Below are 15,029 nucleotides of genomic sequence, written 5' to 3' on the forward strand. Positions count from 1 at the left end.
GGGATGAGGTCGCGGCTTGAAAAAATGATGGGGGCGGCATGACGATGGCCCGAATGGTCAGCGCTGCGGCCCTGGCCCTCACCTGCCTGAACGGCGCCTGGGCGCAGGCGGGCGATGTGCCCACCCTGGCGACACCTCTTCAGGCGCAGGTCGAAGCGAGGATTGCGTTTGCACCGCAGGCCGTCGCCGGAAGCGATGGGCACAAGCATCTCGCCTACGAGATGCGGATCACCAGCTTTCAGGCCGACGACAACCCGCTGACGTTGACGCGGCTCGCCGTCTTCGCGGGTGCCGGCGCCACGCCGCTGGCCGTCATCGAAGGCGCCGGGCTCAACGGGCTGCTCAACCAGCCGGCACCGGACGGGGCGCCTGACCAGGGCATCAAGATCGCATCGGGTCGCGCCCGGACGCTCTTCATGTGGCTCACGCTGCCCCCTGGCACCCGGCCGGACAGCCTGCGGCATCAGCTCACGTTCTCGACCGCCAAGGGCGAAGTGCAGCGCGCCGACGACGTGCGCACGACCGTCGTGGCCCGCGCACCGATCAGCATCGGCGCTCCGCTGCGCGCAGGACGATGGCTGACCGTCGAAGGGCCTGGCAATGCCTTGTCGCATCACTGGGGCAGCCCGGTTGCCATCAACGGCACGCTCTCGATTCCGCAGCGGTTCGCCGTCGACTGGTTCGGGCTGGACGAAGGCAACCATTCGCTGCGCAGCCGGCATGAGGACCTGGCGTCCAGCGTCGATGAGGACTGGGTGGGCTACGGCAAGGACGTCCTGGCCGCGGCCGACGGTGTCGTCGTCGATGCGCGAGACGGGGTTGCCAATGGCAAGCCGATGACGCCGCTGGAGACGCCGCAGGACCTGACGGCCCGGTCCCTCTACGGCAACTTCGTTGTGCTGAGGATTGCGCCCGGGGTGTATGCCCACTACGCCCATCTCCAGGCAGGCAGCGTGCAGGTGCGGGTCGGCCAGCACGTTCGACGCGGCACCGTCATGGCGCGCCTGGGTCAGACAGGCAGCGCAGGGGCGCCGCATCTTCATTTCCACATCAGCAACCGGCCGACCTTTGAACACTCGGAGGGTCTGCCCTTCGTCATCGACACCTTTGCCCTCCATGGGCAAGGCCTCATTGAAGAGAGTTTCGACCCGACGAAGCCGGCAGGCCCATCCCCGACGACAGCGAGGCCGCGCAGGCATGAACTGCCGCTTGACGGCAGCGTCGTGTCATTTCCCTAGGCGTCTGCGCGGGAGGTTTGACGCGGGCTGGGTTCGGTCGCCGACGACTGCGGGCTGAGGGCTGCACGTCTTGAGGTTGTTCACGCGACCTCTGGCCCGGCTCTCAAACAATGAACCACCCGTCGCTCGCGAAGACCGCGGATTCCTCTGCCAACAGTGCCAAACGGATCTGAAACTCATTCAAAATAGGGATGCGCCGGGCCTGATCGTCGACAACTGAAGGGGATCGCAGACCAAAATCCGCGGCTTCGTCCGTGCTGTTCGACGCCATGCCCGCCACCTCGACCGACAAGCCCTCGCTGCAGCGCCGCCTGCTGCAACCGTGCGACTTCGACGAGGCACTGGGATTCATGCCGCGCTGGCTGGCCATGGACTCGACGATGCGCGCGCAGTTGCCCGAGCTGTGGCGCGAGTTGCTGCAGCATCCCGGCTTCAATGCCGACGTGATCGAGGACGTGGGCGCGCCGCAAGGCGAGCGCATCCAGGCGATCGGCATGGCGATCGCGCTCGACGAGCCGTGGCAGCGGCGCCTGCGCGCGGCACCGCCGCCATGGATCACGCACCAGCTCTACGCCGATCTGATCGCCGGGCGCACGCGGCCGCCGACGGAGCGCGAGATGGCAGTCGCGAACGCATCGACCGGCGACGACGAAGGCGTGACCTTCATGGTGCTGCACTACCAGCAGCGCAACGCCGACCTCGCCGACCCGCGCGCCGTGGCCGTGCTCTCGGCCGGCCTGACCGCGATGCGCGTGGCGCACGCCGGCCACCGGGTGCGCGAGATCTTCCAGGAGGCGTGGCAATCGGAGCAGGCCTACATGCGCAGCATCGGCCTGGTACAGCGCAGCGCCCACAACGCGCGCGAGTGCGCCGAGCACCAGCAGCGGCTGCCCGAACTGTTCAGCCTGACCCGCGCCGAGGCGCTGCAGAAACTGCCGGGCTTCCAGCTGCGGGAGACCTTCGAGCACTCAGCGCCGATCTTCCACTTTCGCGGTGCCGAGCAGCGCCTGTTGCGGCGTGCGCTGTTCGACGAGCCCGACGAGGCGATCGCCGCACTGCTCGCGATCTCGCCGCACACGCTCAAGAAGCTCTGGCGCTCGATCTACGAGCGCGTGGAGGACCGCTTTCCGCGGCTGCTGGCGGACGCGGCGGTCGCCAGCTCGGAAGGCGTCCGCGGCCCCGAAAAGCGTCGCACGCTGATGCGCTACCTGCGACAGCACCCGGAGGAGTTGCGCCCCCACGCGATGCCCGGCGTCGCAGCGCGTGCGCAGCAGGAGGTTCCACACGCCGATTCATTCGTGCCCTTGCCTTCGCAGGACGATGCGACGACGACCGACCTGAAACCCGCCATCAGCGACGCGGCCGCCGCAGACCTTGCGGCCGTGGTCGACACGTTGCGCTTCGACCCCGCCCTGCACTTCCAGGCGCGGCTCGACGCCTCGGGGGGCTTCTCGATCGACAGCCGCTCGCGAGCGGCGCTCTACATGGTGCTCGGCGAACCCGTGCTGGGTCGACATCCGGGCAGCGGCTGGCAGGGCGAGTTGCGCGACGGCGACCTGCTGTTCCTGCCGCGCGGCGGCCGGCACGAGGTGGCAGGCTCGGCCAATACCCGGCTGACGACGATCACCGAACTCGTCGGCCGCGCCAGCGGCAATGGCCGCCGTTGCTTCCAGATCGATCACTCCGCCGCGGTGACCCTGCTGGTGGGCAGTTTCTTCTGGACCCGCGATCTGCTCGCGCAGCCGCTGCTCGCGCGCCTGCCCGATGTCGTGCCGATCCGCGGCAACCGCTGCGCCAGCGCCCGCTGGCTCGGCCCGATGGGCGAGCTGATGCGCTGGATGACCGACCTGAAGGGCGGCGGTGGCGGTGTCGGCATGGACGAGTCGGCCAACGCGCTGCTGCGGCATGTGCTGCTGGCCTGGCTGCGCGACGAGGTCGAGCCGGTCACGAACGCCGAACCGACGCGGCTGGCCGAGCGCGACGACGCGCTCGGCCCGGCCTTGCGCGCGATCCACACCGCGCCGGAGCAAGACTGGTCGATCGAGCGGCTCGCGACCATCTGCCACATGAGCCGCACCGCCTTCGCGCTGCGCTTCAGCCGTGCGCTCGGCGAAGCGCCGCTGCGCTACCTCACGCGCTGGCGCATGACGATGGCCCGGCAGTTGCTCGCAAACCGGCAGCTGTCGCTCGATCAGGTGGCGCAGCGCGTCGGCTATTCGAGCGGCTTCGCGTTCTCCAAGGCCTACAAGCGCGAGACGAACGCGTCACCGCGCGGTGGCGCAGAGCAGCGCGAAGCGGCGTAGGCCAAGGGCTCCTCGGCATGGCGTCCGGCACGGGCAACGCTCCCGACGCAGCCACTTGAGGCGCATTTGCTGCATGGCTCCGGTCGCCTTCAGCTGGCTGCACGCCTGCTCGACATTCGCACCGTCACGTCGTTAGGCCTGCCGCGGACGGCGGACGGGTCCATGGCGTCGCAGGCCGCGTTCGCCATGTCCAGGGAGCCGCGACCCACGTCTCATCGTTCAGGCGCGCATCGCATGCCGGCGACGTGAACGCGCAGACATCGATTCGGGCGTCCGGGCCATTCACGCGCCGACCGGTGTTTCCCAGAATCGGCCCTCGCCTCTTCGTTCAACGTCTCTTCAAACGAGTGCCCACGCTCATGATTCGCAAACACCTCGGCAGACTCGCGCTGCTCACCTCCCTCGCCTTCCTGTGCGCCTGCGGCGGCTCGGACGGTGGCGTCCAAGGCGGCGACAACAATCCGCCGCCGCCCCCGCCACCACCACCGCCGGTCGCCGCGTTCTCGCTGGCGCTGTCGATCGACAAGGCCGTCATCACACAAGGCGGCAGCGTGCCGGTCACCGTCACCGTCACGCGCGAAGCCGGGTTCACCGGCGCCGTCACGCTGGCAGCCAGCGCACTGCCCAATGGCGTGACGACGCCGGCCGTGGTCGTCGCGGCCGACGCCACCTCGGTCGTCATGCCGCTCGCCGCCGCACCCGAGGCGCCGCACTCGCTGCCGACGGTGACCGAGATCAAGGGCACCGCCGGCGAACTCGCAAAGACGGCCAGCCTCACCGTCACGGTGCGCGGCAAGCCGGGCGCCGTCGACACCAGCTTCGCCGCCGGCAAGCTGATCGACGCGTTCAGCGATCGCGACGACTACGTCGAGGCGATGGCACTGCAGGCCGACGGCCGGCTGGTCGTGGCCGGCCACACCACGGTGACCGGCAGCGGCACCGATTTCGCGGTCGTGCGCTACCTGCGCGACGGCGGCCTCGACACGAGCTTCGGCACCGGGGGCAGGCTCACCACGGCGATTGCCGCCGGCACCCGGACCGACGACGCACGCGCGGTCGCCCTCGATGCGCAGGGCAAGATCCTCGTCGCCGGCACGAGCGACGGCGGCGCCACGGGCCAGGACTTCGCGCTGGTGCGCTACAACGCCGATGGCAGCCTCGATGCGGGCTTTGGCGATGACGGCAAGGTCGTCACCTCGTTCGGCAACGACGCCGACCGCGCGCTCGCGATCCTCGTGCAGCTCGACGGCAAGATCGTGCTCGGCGGCGAGAGCTACCAGGGCACGGCCACGGGCCAGGACTTCGCACTCGTGCGCTACAACAACGATGGCAGCCTCGACACCAGCTTCGGCAACGGCGGCAAGGTGTTGACCGCGATCAGCGGCTTCGGCGGCAAGGACTCGGTCCACGCGCTGGCGCGCCAGGTCGTCAACGGCCAGGAGCGCATCGTCGCGGTCGGCGGCGAGAGCGGCTTCGTGATGGCGCGCTACCACGCCGACGGCACGCTCGACGCGGGCTTCGGCAACGGCGGCACCATCGCCAACCTGCTCGGCAGCACCGTCGGCGCCGCCAACGCGGTGGTGGTCGACGACGCCGACAAGCTGGTCATCGCCGGCCACAGCCAGCAGAACTTCGCGCTGGTGCGGCTGAACGTCGATGGCTCGTTCGACACCACCTTCGGCACCGGCGGCAGGGTCGTGCACCAGGTCAGCGTGAACGACTGGGACCAGGCGACCAGCGTGGCGCTGCAGAACGACGGCAAGGTCGTCGTCGGCGGCTGGGCCTTCCTGCCCGAAACCGGCCCGCGATTCAGCAACTTCGTGCTGCAGCGCTACGACGCCAACGGCGCGCTCGACGACAGCTTCGGCCATGCCGGCACGGTCATCACGAACGCGTCGCCCAGGGGCCGCAACAACGCCGGCCGCGCGATGCTGCTGCAGGCCGACACGCGCGTGGCGACGGTGCGGGCGATCCAGGCTGGTGAAGCGGTGGACGCGGCCAACGACTTCGCGGTCGTGCGTTACTGGCTCTGAAAATGCCATCGCGCTGTGAGAGCCTGGCAGCAACGGTTGCGCCTCGCGCCACCGTCACCAGGGCAGTTGGTGCACCGGCACGTGTCGCCCACGCTGTCGACCAACGACACCGAACTTGAATTGCAGGCGGTGCTGGCCGGCCAGGTCGTCGGCCAGGTGGCCAACCTGGCCGCGGCAGCCCACATCCGGGAAGGGCGCCTCGTGCCCATCCTGCTGCCGCGGCGCGCAACCCGGGTTCCGCGTCGCACTACACCGGTTGCCGGTAGCGCTGGCCCTTGAAGCGCAGCACCAGCTCGTGCGAGCGGATCTCCTCCAGCACGAGGTCGGCGCCCAGAGTGGCGCCTTCGCGTGCCACCTCGCCGTTGATGATGACGAAGCGGCTGGCCGGCTGCTCCGAATAGACCGAGCCGCTGATCGCCAGCCTGGGCAACTCGCGGCGCGTGCTCTCGGGCAGCTCGGAGAGCCGCGGGATGCGGGCGTCGGCCGCTGACGCGGAGGCGGGCGGTGCTGCGGGGATGGTTGCCACCTGCTTGGCAGCGACTGCAGGCGCGGCCACCGGGGCAGTGGCCACCGCAACCGGCGGTGGCGCGGGCGGCAGAAAGGGGGAAGCTGGCGCCGCAGGCGGCGGCATGGGCCCGCTGACTGCCGTTTGCGTGCCGGGTGGCGCGATGGCCGCAGGCGAGGTCAGCGGCGCTGTCGCGACTGCGGCACGCGGGGCCGTGGCGGCCGGCGGCGTACCCGGCACGGCAACCGACGAGGCCGATTCTTGCGGCCCGCTCGCCCACCAGCTGCCGGCGCCCACGCCGGCCAGCAGCAGCAGGCCGCCGCCGGCCCAGGGCAGCCAGCCGCGTCGGCCGCCAGCCGGCGCGGCCTCGTTGCCGGACGGGGGCTGCGTGTGCAGGCCCGGCACCTGGCCGCGCTCGCGTTCGCGGTCGGCTTCGGCGCGGCGCAGGGCGTCGAGGATGTAGGACATGTCAGTGGGTCGACTCAGGGGTTCTGCGGGGCGCGTCCAGGCGCGGCTCCGCCAGGCCGACGGCCCGGTTGAGCTGCATCAGCGTGATCGGCCCGACGCGGCCGTCCGGCTGCAGGCCCTGGCTGGCCTGGAAGGCCTGGACCTGGCGGGTCAGTTCGGACCCGCTGGGCGGCGGCGCGGCAGCCGGCGCACTGGCGGGTGCGGAGGCGCCCGTGCCGGTCGGTGCGGAGGCGCCCGTGCCGGCCGGTGCGGCGATGCCTGGCACCAGCGCCAGCTGCGCGCCCAGCCAGTCGCGCAGCGGCGCGCCGTTGTCCGCGCGGATGACATAGCCGGGCGGCACGCGCCACAAGGTGGTGAACTCGCCGCGCCAGGCGCCGGCCAGCTCGGGCAGCGAGACGCGGCGCGGCGCGCCGTCCACCAGCAGCGTGGCCTGCTGCCCGTCCAGCCCCACCAGCGCGGCCAGGGCCGGCGGCTGGCCGGGGCGCTGCAGCGTCAGCAGCACCGGGCGGTCGATCAGCCGGATCAGCGACAGGCTGCCGGTGGTGCTGCGGTGGCACTGCAGGCCGCGCTGCGCCGCGGCGGTGCAGGGGTCGGTCTGCGCGGACAGCGGCAAGCCCCAGCGCTGCGCCAGCGCGGCCCAGGCGTCGCCGTCGCGCGGCGTCCAGTCGGCCAGGCTCAGCGGCTCGGGGGCCGGGCTGGCCGAGCGGGCCGGCGGCTCGGCGCTGCCGGCGACCGACGCGGGCGCTGACGCGGCGCTGGCGGCTTTGGCGACGGCGTCCCCGGTGGCCGCGGCGCTGCCAGCGGGCCGGAGCGACGGCTGCCACGCCCAGGTCAGCGCGGCGCCGGCCACGCCCGCGGCCACAAGCGCCAGGCCCAGGCCCAGGCCCAGGCCCGGCAGCGGCGCGCGCCTGGGCACCGGCGATGGCGCCGGGGCGCCGAACACCTCGGCCGCGGCCTGGCGCACGATGGTTCGCGTGACCTGTGCCTGGCCGCTCGCATAGCCGCCCAGCAGGGCGCGGTCGCAGAGCAGGTTGATGCGGCGCGGCACGCCGCGGGTGAGCTGGTGGATCAGCCGCAGCGCCTTGCCGTCGAAGGGCAGCGCACCGGCGAGGCCGGCCACGGTCATGCGGTGGCGGATGTATTGCGCCGTCTCGGCCTCGGACAGCGCACCGAGGTGAAAGCGCGCGATGACGCGCTGCGCCAGCTGCTCCAGCTCCGGCCGTGCCAGCATGCCGCGCAGTTCGGGCTGGCCGATCAGCACCACCTGCAACAGCTTGCGCTCGCTGGTTTCGAGGTTGGTGAGCAGGCGCAGTTGCTCCAGCACGTCGGCCGAGAGGTTCTGCGCCTCGTCGATGATGAGCACGTTGTTGCGCCCGGCCGCGTGCTGCGCCAGCAGGAAGGCGTTCAGCGGGTCGACGTAGTCCTTCACCGTCTGCGCGCCCGGCGGCACCGGGACGTGGAACTCGTCGCAGATCGACAGCAACAGCTCGGCGACGGTGAGCTTGGGGTTGAAGATGTAGGCGACGTTGCAGTTCGCCGGAATCTGCTCCAGGAAGCAGCGGCAGACGGTGGTCTTGCCGGCCCCGATCTCGCCGGTCAGCAGCACGAAGCCGCCACCGCCGTCCAGCCCGTACAGCAGGTGGGCCAGCGCCTCGCGGTGGCGCTCGCTCATGAACAGGTAGTGCGGGTCCGGCGCGATGGAGAACGGCGCTTGTTTCAGGCCGAAGAAGGACGCGTACATGGGTCGGCAGGATAACCACCCCACCGAAGCGGCAGCGCAGCCTGCCGCTGGGGCGCGCCGGCTGCCGGGCCGCTCGCCCCAAAGAAAACGCGGCCATCGGCCGCGTTGTTCATGGGCTTGAAGCCGCTCAGCGCTTGGTTGCGTCCTTGACGGCTTCCTTGGCGTCGCCGTAACCCTTCTGGGTCTTGCCTTCGACTTGCTTGGCAAGGCCCTTGGCCTGCTGCTCGGTGCTGCCGACGATCTCGCCAGCCTTTTGCTGCACCTTGCCTGCGGCGTCCTTGAGGGAGCCCTTCACTTGGTCCTTGTTCATGGCAATTCCTTTCAACGTGGATGGGTCGACTGGATGAAGACCGCTGAACGCAGCTTAGGAATTTCGCGCCATGCACGCAGGCAGACAAGCACGCAAGACCGGGTCGGCGAAGGACTACAGCCCGGCAACGCGCGACCGGCTTCAGCGGCATCCGAGCCCCCATCGGGCGGCCGGGATGCCGCGGCGATCAGGAGGTCCTGGCGCGGCGCACGGCAGCGCCGAGCACGGCCAGGCCGCCGATCAGCAGCGCATAGGTCGACGGCTCCGGCACGGCGGCGACACCCATCGTCAGGTCGTTGACGGTCGGCCAGACACCCACCGTGCCGACACCCTGGGTGCCGACGAACACGCTGAGGCTGGTGATGGGGCCGTTGGACACGAAGCCCAGGAAGGTCGTCACGCCCGGGTTGACCAGCGTCTGCGACACGGTGCCCGACGCGTCGGTCGCGGTGACGGTCAGCGTGGCCGCGGTGGTGGTGGACAGGCCGTTGGTGTCCGCACGGAAGAAGAAGCCGCCCACGCCGGTCACCGTTGACGTGAAGTTGCTGAAGGTGATGGTGTCGGTGCGGTTGTTGGTGGCCAGCCAGACGTCGGCCGCGTTGCCGGCCGGAAAGAAGTTGCTGATCGGCCCGGCCGACGCGGCGTAGCTGTAAGCGCCCGCCGTACGGTTCTGCGGCGAGGCCAGCGGCGCCGTGAAGTCCAGGTCGTTGAACGTGTCCACGCCGGGCGCGCTGATGGCAGCCAGGAAGCTGGCCTGCGTCGTGTAGACCGTGAACGTGGCATGCGCGGAAGAACTCATCGCCAGGGCGGCCAGGGCCACCGGAGCGAGCATCAGGCGAAAGGACATGGATAACTCTCTGATTGGTTTGGAACGACGCAATCGCCAGGGTACTTGCCGTCAAGATCTGTGGCGCCAGCAACCGCCGGCCCTCCCCCGCGAATGAGGGGCGCGGCCATCACCGATGGCACACCGCCCAAAAGCCCGCCCGCACGGCCTCAGCCGGGCGGCGCAGCGCCAACGTGCACGGCTGCGGTTACGCGCTGACGATCCAGCCCTCCAGCGGGTCCACGCCCTGCGGCCAGCCGTGGCGCGGGCGGTCCGATGCCCATGCGGCCTGCAGCAGGGCCAGCACGGCGTCCAGGCTGTCGCCGCTCGCATCGGCCACCAGGTCGTCGCGCTGGGCATGGCTGAGCTTGAGGCGCGAGCCGAGCCGCGTGCGGCCCTGCTCCAGCGCCTCGACGATGTCCTTGCGTGCGATCAGCCGCTCCGGCGTCTGCGCGGCCTTGGCGTCGCTCTTGTACGAGCGCCGGCCGATCAGCTCGCGCGCCAGCAGGCCCGGGTAGGCCTCCAGCGCGACGCGCGACTTGTCGCCGGCCAGCAGCCCCGGCAGATGCACACCGGCTGCGATCAGCCGCGGCACGCCGGCATGCAGCATCCAGGCCACCGGCGGGTTGACCCATTTCATGCTGGGGCTGGCGCCGGCCGGGCCGTCGCAGCCGCGGTGGGCGAACTTGGCGCCGGCCGGCCGCGCGTCGCAGAACGCGGCGAAGCGGTCACGAATCTCCTCGCGGCTCAGCGAGGCGTAGTGCGCCATCAACGCCGCATAGTCCGTCGGCCAGCCGAGCTGCTCGACCAGTTCGCGCGGCAGGCCGAAGGGCAGGTCCAGGCCCGCCACCCAGGGGCCGGGCTGCGCCAGCCAACCGGAAAACGCGTCCAGGCTTGAAAGCGCCGTCAGGCCGACCAGGCGCACCACGGCGCCCTGGCGATGCCCCTCGGCGACGCGGATCGGCTTCGCCCGGCGGGGTGCACTCGTGAAGTCGATCCCGAAAACGCGTGGCTCTGTCATGGCCGGCATTCTGGGGCTGGGCAAAATCGGCCCAGCCATGTCAGACCTGCTCGACCTGCCCGAGTTGCCTGCCGACCACCCCGGATTTGACGCCGAGGCGTTCGACCGGGCCTGCGCGGCGCAGCGCCGGCAGGCGGCGGCCGGCGCCTACGAGGCGTCGTGCATGGCGCTGGAAGCGCTGCTGGCCGCGTGCCCGCCCGCGGAGCAGCGCCGCCGGGCCGATCTGCTGGCGCTGCTGGCGCACCAGTACCCGCGCATCGGCAAGCTGACGGCAAGCACGCGCTACGCCACCGAGGCGCTGACGCTGGCGGAGCGCCTGGGCGACGACGTGCTGCTGGCCGACGCGCTGACCTCGCAGTCCTATGTCTACGGCCAGTTGCTGATGGGCCGCGAGGCGCTGGAGTACGGCATGAAGGCGCTGTCCGCCGCGCGCCGGGCCGACGACCCGGTGCGCGAGGCCTGGGCGCTGAACCGCGTGGGCGTGGCCTATTCCAGCCTGGAGAACCCGGTGCAGGCCTGCGCCTCCACCGAGCAGGCGCTGGAGATCGCCACACGCGCCGAGGCGGCCGAGGTGCGGTTCTCCTGCCAGAACAACCTCGCCTACTTCTGGCTGCGCCGCGTGGAGGACGCCAAGCACCTGGGCGACGCCGCGACGCTGGCGCAGGCCGTGGCCAGCGCGCGGGCGACGGCCGAGCAGGCCACGGCGCTGGCACGCCACTCCGGCAGCCCGTTCCAGGTGACGGTGGCGGTGTCCAACCTCGTCAACGCGCTGCTGGCCGGCGGGCTGCTGGACGAGGCGCTGCCGCTGCTCAACGAGTTCGGCCACCTGGCGCATGACCATGGCTACCGCACGCTGGCCGTCGAGGCCGACGTGCAGCGCGCGGTGTTCCTGCGCCTGAAGGGCGAGCCGCTGCAGGCGGCCCGCATCCTGCAGGCGTTGCTGCAGGCCGCCGTCGAGCCGCCGCCCAAGCTGCGCCGCCTGCTGGTGCGCTCGCTGTACGAAACCCAGAAAGCCTGCGGCCAGCACCGCGAGGCGCTGGGCTGGCTGGAGGAGCTGGTGGGCCTGGAGCGCCAGATCCGCCGCGACAACCTGGTGCTGCAGACCGAAGTCATCCTGATCCGCGACCAGGTCGCGCAGGCGCAGGCCCGCGCCGACAGCGCCACCGCCGACGCCCGCCGCGAGCGCGCCCGCGCCGCGCACCTGGAGAACGAGCAGCAACGCCTGCGCGAGCATGCCAACGCACTGGACCGCGCCGCGCACGAGGACGTGCTGACCGGCCTGCACAACCGCCGCCACGCCGAGTTCGCGCTGCCGCTGCTGGTGGAAGGCGCGCGCGTGGCCGGCCAGGTCATCAGCATCGCGGCGCTGGACGTGGACCACTTCAAGAAGATCAACGACACCCACGGCCACGCGGTGGGCGACGCCGTGCTGCAGCAACTCGCGCAACTGCTGCGCCACCGGCTGCGCAGCGCCGACCTGATGGCCCGCGTGGGCGGCGAGGAGTTCCTGGCCGTGCTGGTGGGCATCGCGCCGCAGCAGGCGGCCGAGATCTGCGAGCGGCTGCGGCTGGCCGTGGCGGAGCACGACTGGGCCGCGATCACGCCGGGGCTGGTCGTGCGCGTGAGCATCGGCATCGCCGGCGGCCCGCCGCCGCAGCCCGCCGACGTGCTGCTCGGCCGCGCCGACCGCGCGCTCTACGCCGCCAAGCGTGGCGGCCGCAACCGCGTGCACGTGGACTGATATCCGCATCCGTGAAGCCCGGCTTCACGCCGCATGCATGCCCGGCCGGCGGATCGGGCCATCGCCCAGCACGTATGGTGCGGGCATGTCTGCTTCCCCTGCTTCCCTCCATTCGACCCGCGCGCTGCTGGCGCTGGGCATCGGCGGCTTCGCCATCGGCACCGGCGAGTTCGTCATCATGGGCCTGCTGCCCGAAGTGGCCCACGACGTGGGCATCGGCGTGCCCACGGCCGGCGGCCTCATCAGCGCCTACGCGCTGGGCGTCGCGGTCGGCGCGCCGCTGCTGGCCGTGCTCACCGCCCACTGGGCGCGCCGCACGCTGCTGGTCGCGCTGATGGCGTTCTACGCCGTGGCCAACGTCGCCACGGCCCTGATGCCCGGCGCGCTGGCCGTGGGCCTGACGCGGCTGGCGGCCGGCCTGCCCCACGGCACCTACTTCGGCGTGGCGGCGCTGGTGGCCGCGGCGCTGTCGCCACCGGACCGGCGTGCGCGCGCCGTGGGCCTGGTCATGATGGGCCTGGCCACGGCGACGCTGATCGGCGTGCCCATCGCCGCGTGGATCGGCCAGCAGCTCGGCTGGCGCGCGGCGTTCGGCTTCGTCGGCGCCATCGCGCTGCTCGCGGCGCTGCTCATCCGCGGCGCGCTGCCGCCGCTGCCCGCCGAGGCCGGCGCCGGGCCGTGGCGCGAACTGGGCGCGCTGGCAAGGCCGCAGGTGTGGCTGACGCTGGGCATCGCGGGCATCGGCTTCGGCGGCATGTTCTGCGTGTTCAGCTACATCAAGCCCACGCTGGTGGACGTGACGGGGCTGACGCTGGCCCAGGTGCCACCCGCGCTGTCGCTGTTCGGCCTGGGCGCCATCGCCGGCAACCTGGTGGGCGCGCGCCTGGCGGACCGCGCGCTGCTGCCCACCATCGGCGGCACGCTGGTGTACGCGGCGCTGCTGCTGGCCGGCTTCGGCCTGCTGGCGCACCACGTGCCCACGGCGCTGCTGGCCTTGTTCGGCCTCGGCGGCATCGTCGCCCTCGGGCCGGCGCTGCAAATCCGGCTGATGGACGTGGCCGGCGACGCGCAGACGCTGGCGGCAGCACTCAACCATTCGGCCTTCAACATCGCCAACGCGCTGGGCGCCTGGCTGGGCGCGGCGGCCATCACGGCAGGATGGGGCTGGACGTCGCTGGGCCCGGTGGGCGCCGTGCTGGCCGTGGGCGGGCTGGCGGTGTTCGGGATGTCGATGCTGCTGCAGCGCTCGGTGGCGGCGCGCAGGTCGAGCGCGGGCGCACGCGCCTGAACACCGCCGAGCGGTGCATCTGATACGCAAGAGTTTGTGGTGATCTGATGCTGGGTTTTCACGGGCGAATTGGGCACAGTCCGGTTCGAAGCGAGGCAGATGCAGCGCTGCTCACGACAGCTGTCGTCAATCACCCGCGTGGAATTATTCAGAAAAAATGGAATGGGTCCCTATCGTCCTTGGCACGTTCAAGGCGCTCGTGTTCGGCACGGGCATGTTCTTCGCCATCAAGTGGCACCACGACCAAGCGAAGAAGAAAAAGCAGGCGGACGCAGCGAACCGTCCAGGCCCTGACACGGCTCACGAGACGGATGCGCAGACACGCTGAGCGTTCGGCGCTTCGCCCCTCGATCCCTGGAGTGCAGCGAAGCCCCGGTGGAAGGCCCGCCGCGTCGACAGGGCCGTCGCTCGACATCGCGGCCCGCTCTTAGACTCGCCGCATGAACCCCGTCCTCATCGAAGTCCTGCGCGGCACGACCGTCGAATCGCAACATGCCGGCGCGCTGGCCATCGTCGACGCGTCGGGCGCCGTGCACACGGCGCTGGGCGACGTCGACCGTCCCATCTTCCCGCGCTCGGCCGTCAAGCTGCTGCAGGCGCTGCCGCTGGTGGCCGGCGGCGCGGCCGAGGCCTATGAGCTGAGCGACGCCGAGCTGGCGATCGCCTGCGCGTCCCACAGCGGCGAGCCCGAGCATGTGGCGACGGCCGCCGGCGTGCTCGCCAGGCTGGGCCTGACGGCCGACGCGCTGGAATGCGGCACGCAATGGCCCAGCCGCGAGCCGGTGCTGCGGGCCATGGCGGCGCACGGCGAGACCGCCACGCCGCTGCACAACAACTGCTCGGGCAAGCACAGCGGCTTCGTCTGCGTGGCCTGCCTGATGGCGCGCAACGCCGGTGCCGAACCCGCCGAGTTCGCGCGCGGCTATGTGGCGGTGGAGCACCCCGTCATGCGCGAGGTGTCGGCCGCGCTGTCGGCCACGACGGGCGTGGACGTCGAGCGCGCACCGCGCGGCATCGACGGCTGCTCCATCCCGACCTTTGCGCTGCCGCTGCGCGCGCTGGCGCTGGCATTCGCGCGCTGCGGCACGGGCCAGGGCCTGACCGACGGCCACGCCCGCGCGGCGCGGCGGCTGCGCCAGGCCGTGGCCGCGGCGCCCTTCATGGTGGGCGGCACGGACCGCTTCGACACGCGCGTCATGCAGGCCTGGGGCGAACGCCTGTTCTGCAAGATCGGCGCGGAGGGCGTGTACTGCGCGGCGCTGCCGGAGCTGGGCCTGGGGCTGGCGCTGAAGATCGACGATGGCGCCGCACGTGCCGCCGAAGCCGCCATGGCTGCCGTGGCCGCGGCGCTGCTGCAGACCGACGACCCGCTGCTGCACGACTACAGCCACTTCACGCTGCGCAACTGGCGTGGCGTGGAGGTCGGCTCGCTGCGGCCGGCGGCCGGACTGGGCGCGAGCCTGGGCGCGCGCCGATGACGGCAGCCAGGCCGGCTGACGCAAAAGCCGGGACCGTCAGCCCAGCCTGAACGCCGCGACCGACCGCGCGCGATCCT

At 71.7% G+C, this 15,029-nt stretch carries 12 protein-coding genes and 1 pseudogene; 8 read left to right on the forward strand and 5 right to left on the reverse strand.

Annotation, left to right across the window (positions count from 1 at the left end):
- Positions 1–38 precede the first annotated feature (38 nt).
- From ACO07H_RS19995 to ACO07H_RS20010, 4 genes and pseudogenes are all read left to right on the forward strand, one after another.
- Entirely contained in the window at positions 39–1,238 is a 1,200-nt protein-coding gene (locus tag ACO07H_RS19995; RefSeq protein WP_422017385.1) for a M23 family metallopeptidase, read from the forward strand.
- Positions 1,239–1,492: 254 nt separating this feature from the next.
- A complete protein-coding gene (locus tag ACO07H_RS20000; protein ID WP_422017387.1) occupies positions 1,493–3,541 on the forward strand; it encodes a helix-turn-helix domain-containing protein in 2,049 nt (682 codons plus the stop codon).
- Positions 3,542–3,900: 359 nt separating this feature from the next.
- Positions 3,901–5,574, forward strand: a complete 1,674-nt coding sequence (locus ACO07H_RS20005; RefSeq protein ID WP_422017389.1) for a hypothetical protein — start codon at positions 3,901–3,903, stop codon at positions 5,572–5,574.
- A gap of 51 nt (positions 5,575–5,625) precedes the next feature.
- Positions 5,626–5,790, forward strand: a pseudogene (locus ACO07H_RS20010) (LysR family transcriptional regulator); the annotation flags it as partial.
- A 31-nt stretch (positions 5,791–5,821) separates the two neighbouring features.
- On the opposite strand, the gene ACO07H_RS20015 reads toward ACO07H_RS20010, so the two are convergent.
- The 5 genes from ACO07H_RS20015 to ACO07H_RS20035 form a co-directional block, all read right to left on the reverse strand.
- Positions 5,822–6,547 (reverse strand): general secretion pathway protein GspB, encoded by a 726-nt coding sequence (locus ACO07H_RS20015; protein WP_422017391.1) that lies wholly within the window; start codon positions 6,545–6,547, stop codon positions 5,822–5,824.
- 1 nt (position 6,548) lies between these two features.
- Positions 6,549–8,288 carry an ExeA family protein gene (locus ACO07H_RS20020; RefSeq protein ID WP_422017393.1) on the reverse strand — a complete coding sequence of 580 codons (1,740 nt, stop codon included), beginning with the start codon at positions 8,286–8,288 and terminating at the stop codon, positions 6,549–6,551.
- Between the two features lie 127 nt (positions 8,289–8,415).
- Entirely contained in the window at positions 8,416–8,598 is a 183-nt protein-coding gene (locus ACO07H_RS20025) for a CsbD family protein (RefSeq protein ID WP_422017395.1), read from the reverse strand.
- 187 nt (positions 8,599–8,785) lie between these two features.
- Positions 8,786–9,445: a PEP-CTERM sorting domain-containing protein gene (locus ACO07H_RS20030; RefSeq protein WP_422017397.1), complete on the reverse strand. Its 660-nt coding sequence runs from the start codon at positions 9,443–9,445 to the stop codon at positions 8,786–8,788.
- A 187-nt stretch (positions 9,446–9,632) separates the two neighbouring features.
- Complete coding sequence (locus ACO07H_RS20035; RefSeq protein WP_422017399.1) at positions 9,633–10,445, reverse strand: DUF429 domain-containing protein; 813 nt, start codon at positions 10,443–10,445, stop codon at positions 9,633–9,635.
- 37 nt (positions 10,446–10,482) lie between these two features.
- On the opposite strand from ACO07H_RS20035, the gene ACO07H_RS20040 reads away from it, so the two are divergent.
- From ACO07H_RS20040 to ACO07H_RS20055, 4 genes are all read left to right on the forward strand, one after another.
- Positions 10,483–12,186 (forward strand): diguanylate cyclase, encoded by a 1,704-nt coding sequence (locus tag ACO07H_RS20040; RefSeq protein ID WP_422017401.1) that lies wholly within the window; start codon positions 10,483–10,485, stop codon positions 12,184–12,186.
- A gap of 85 nt (positions 12,187–12,271) precedes the next feature.
- Positions 12,272–13,474 carry an MFS transporter gene (locus ACO07H_RS20045; RefSeq protein ID WP_422017403.1) on the forward strand — a complete coding sequence of 401 codons (1,203 nt, stop codon included), beginning with the start codon at positions 12,272–12,274 and terminating at the stop codon, positions 13,472–13,474.
- A gap of 157 nt (positions 13,475–13,631) precedes the next feature.
- A complete protein-coding gene (locus ACO07H_RS20050; protein WP_422017405.1) occupies positions 13,632–13,802 on the forward strand; it encodes a hypothetical protein in 171 nt (56 codons plus the stop codon).
- Positions 13,803–13,914: 112 nt separating this feature from the next.
- Positions 13,915–14,952: an asparaginase gene (locus ACO07H_RS20055; protein WP_422017407.1), complete on the forward strand. Its 1,038-nt coding sequence runs from the start codon at positions 13,915–13,917 to the stop codon at positions 14,950–14,952.
- Positions 14,953–15,029 lie beyond the last annotated feature (77 nt).

It is taken from the genome of Roseateles sp. (assembly GCF_965229315.1).
GTDB lineage: Bacteria > Pseudomonadota > Gammaproteobacteria > Burkholderiales > Burkholderiaceae_C > Pelomonas.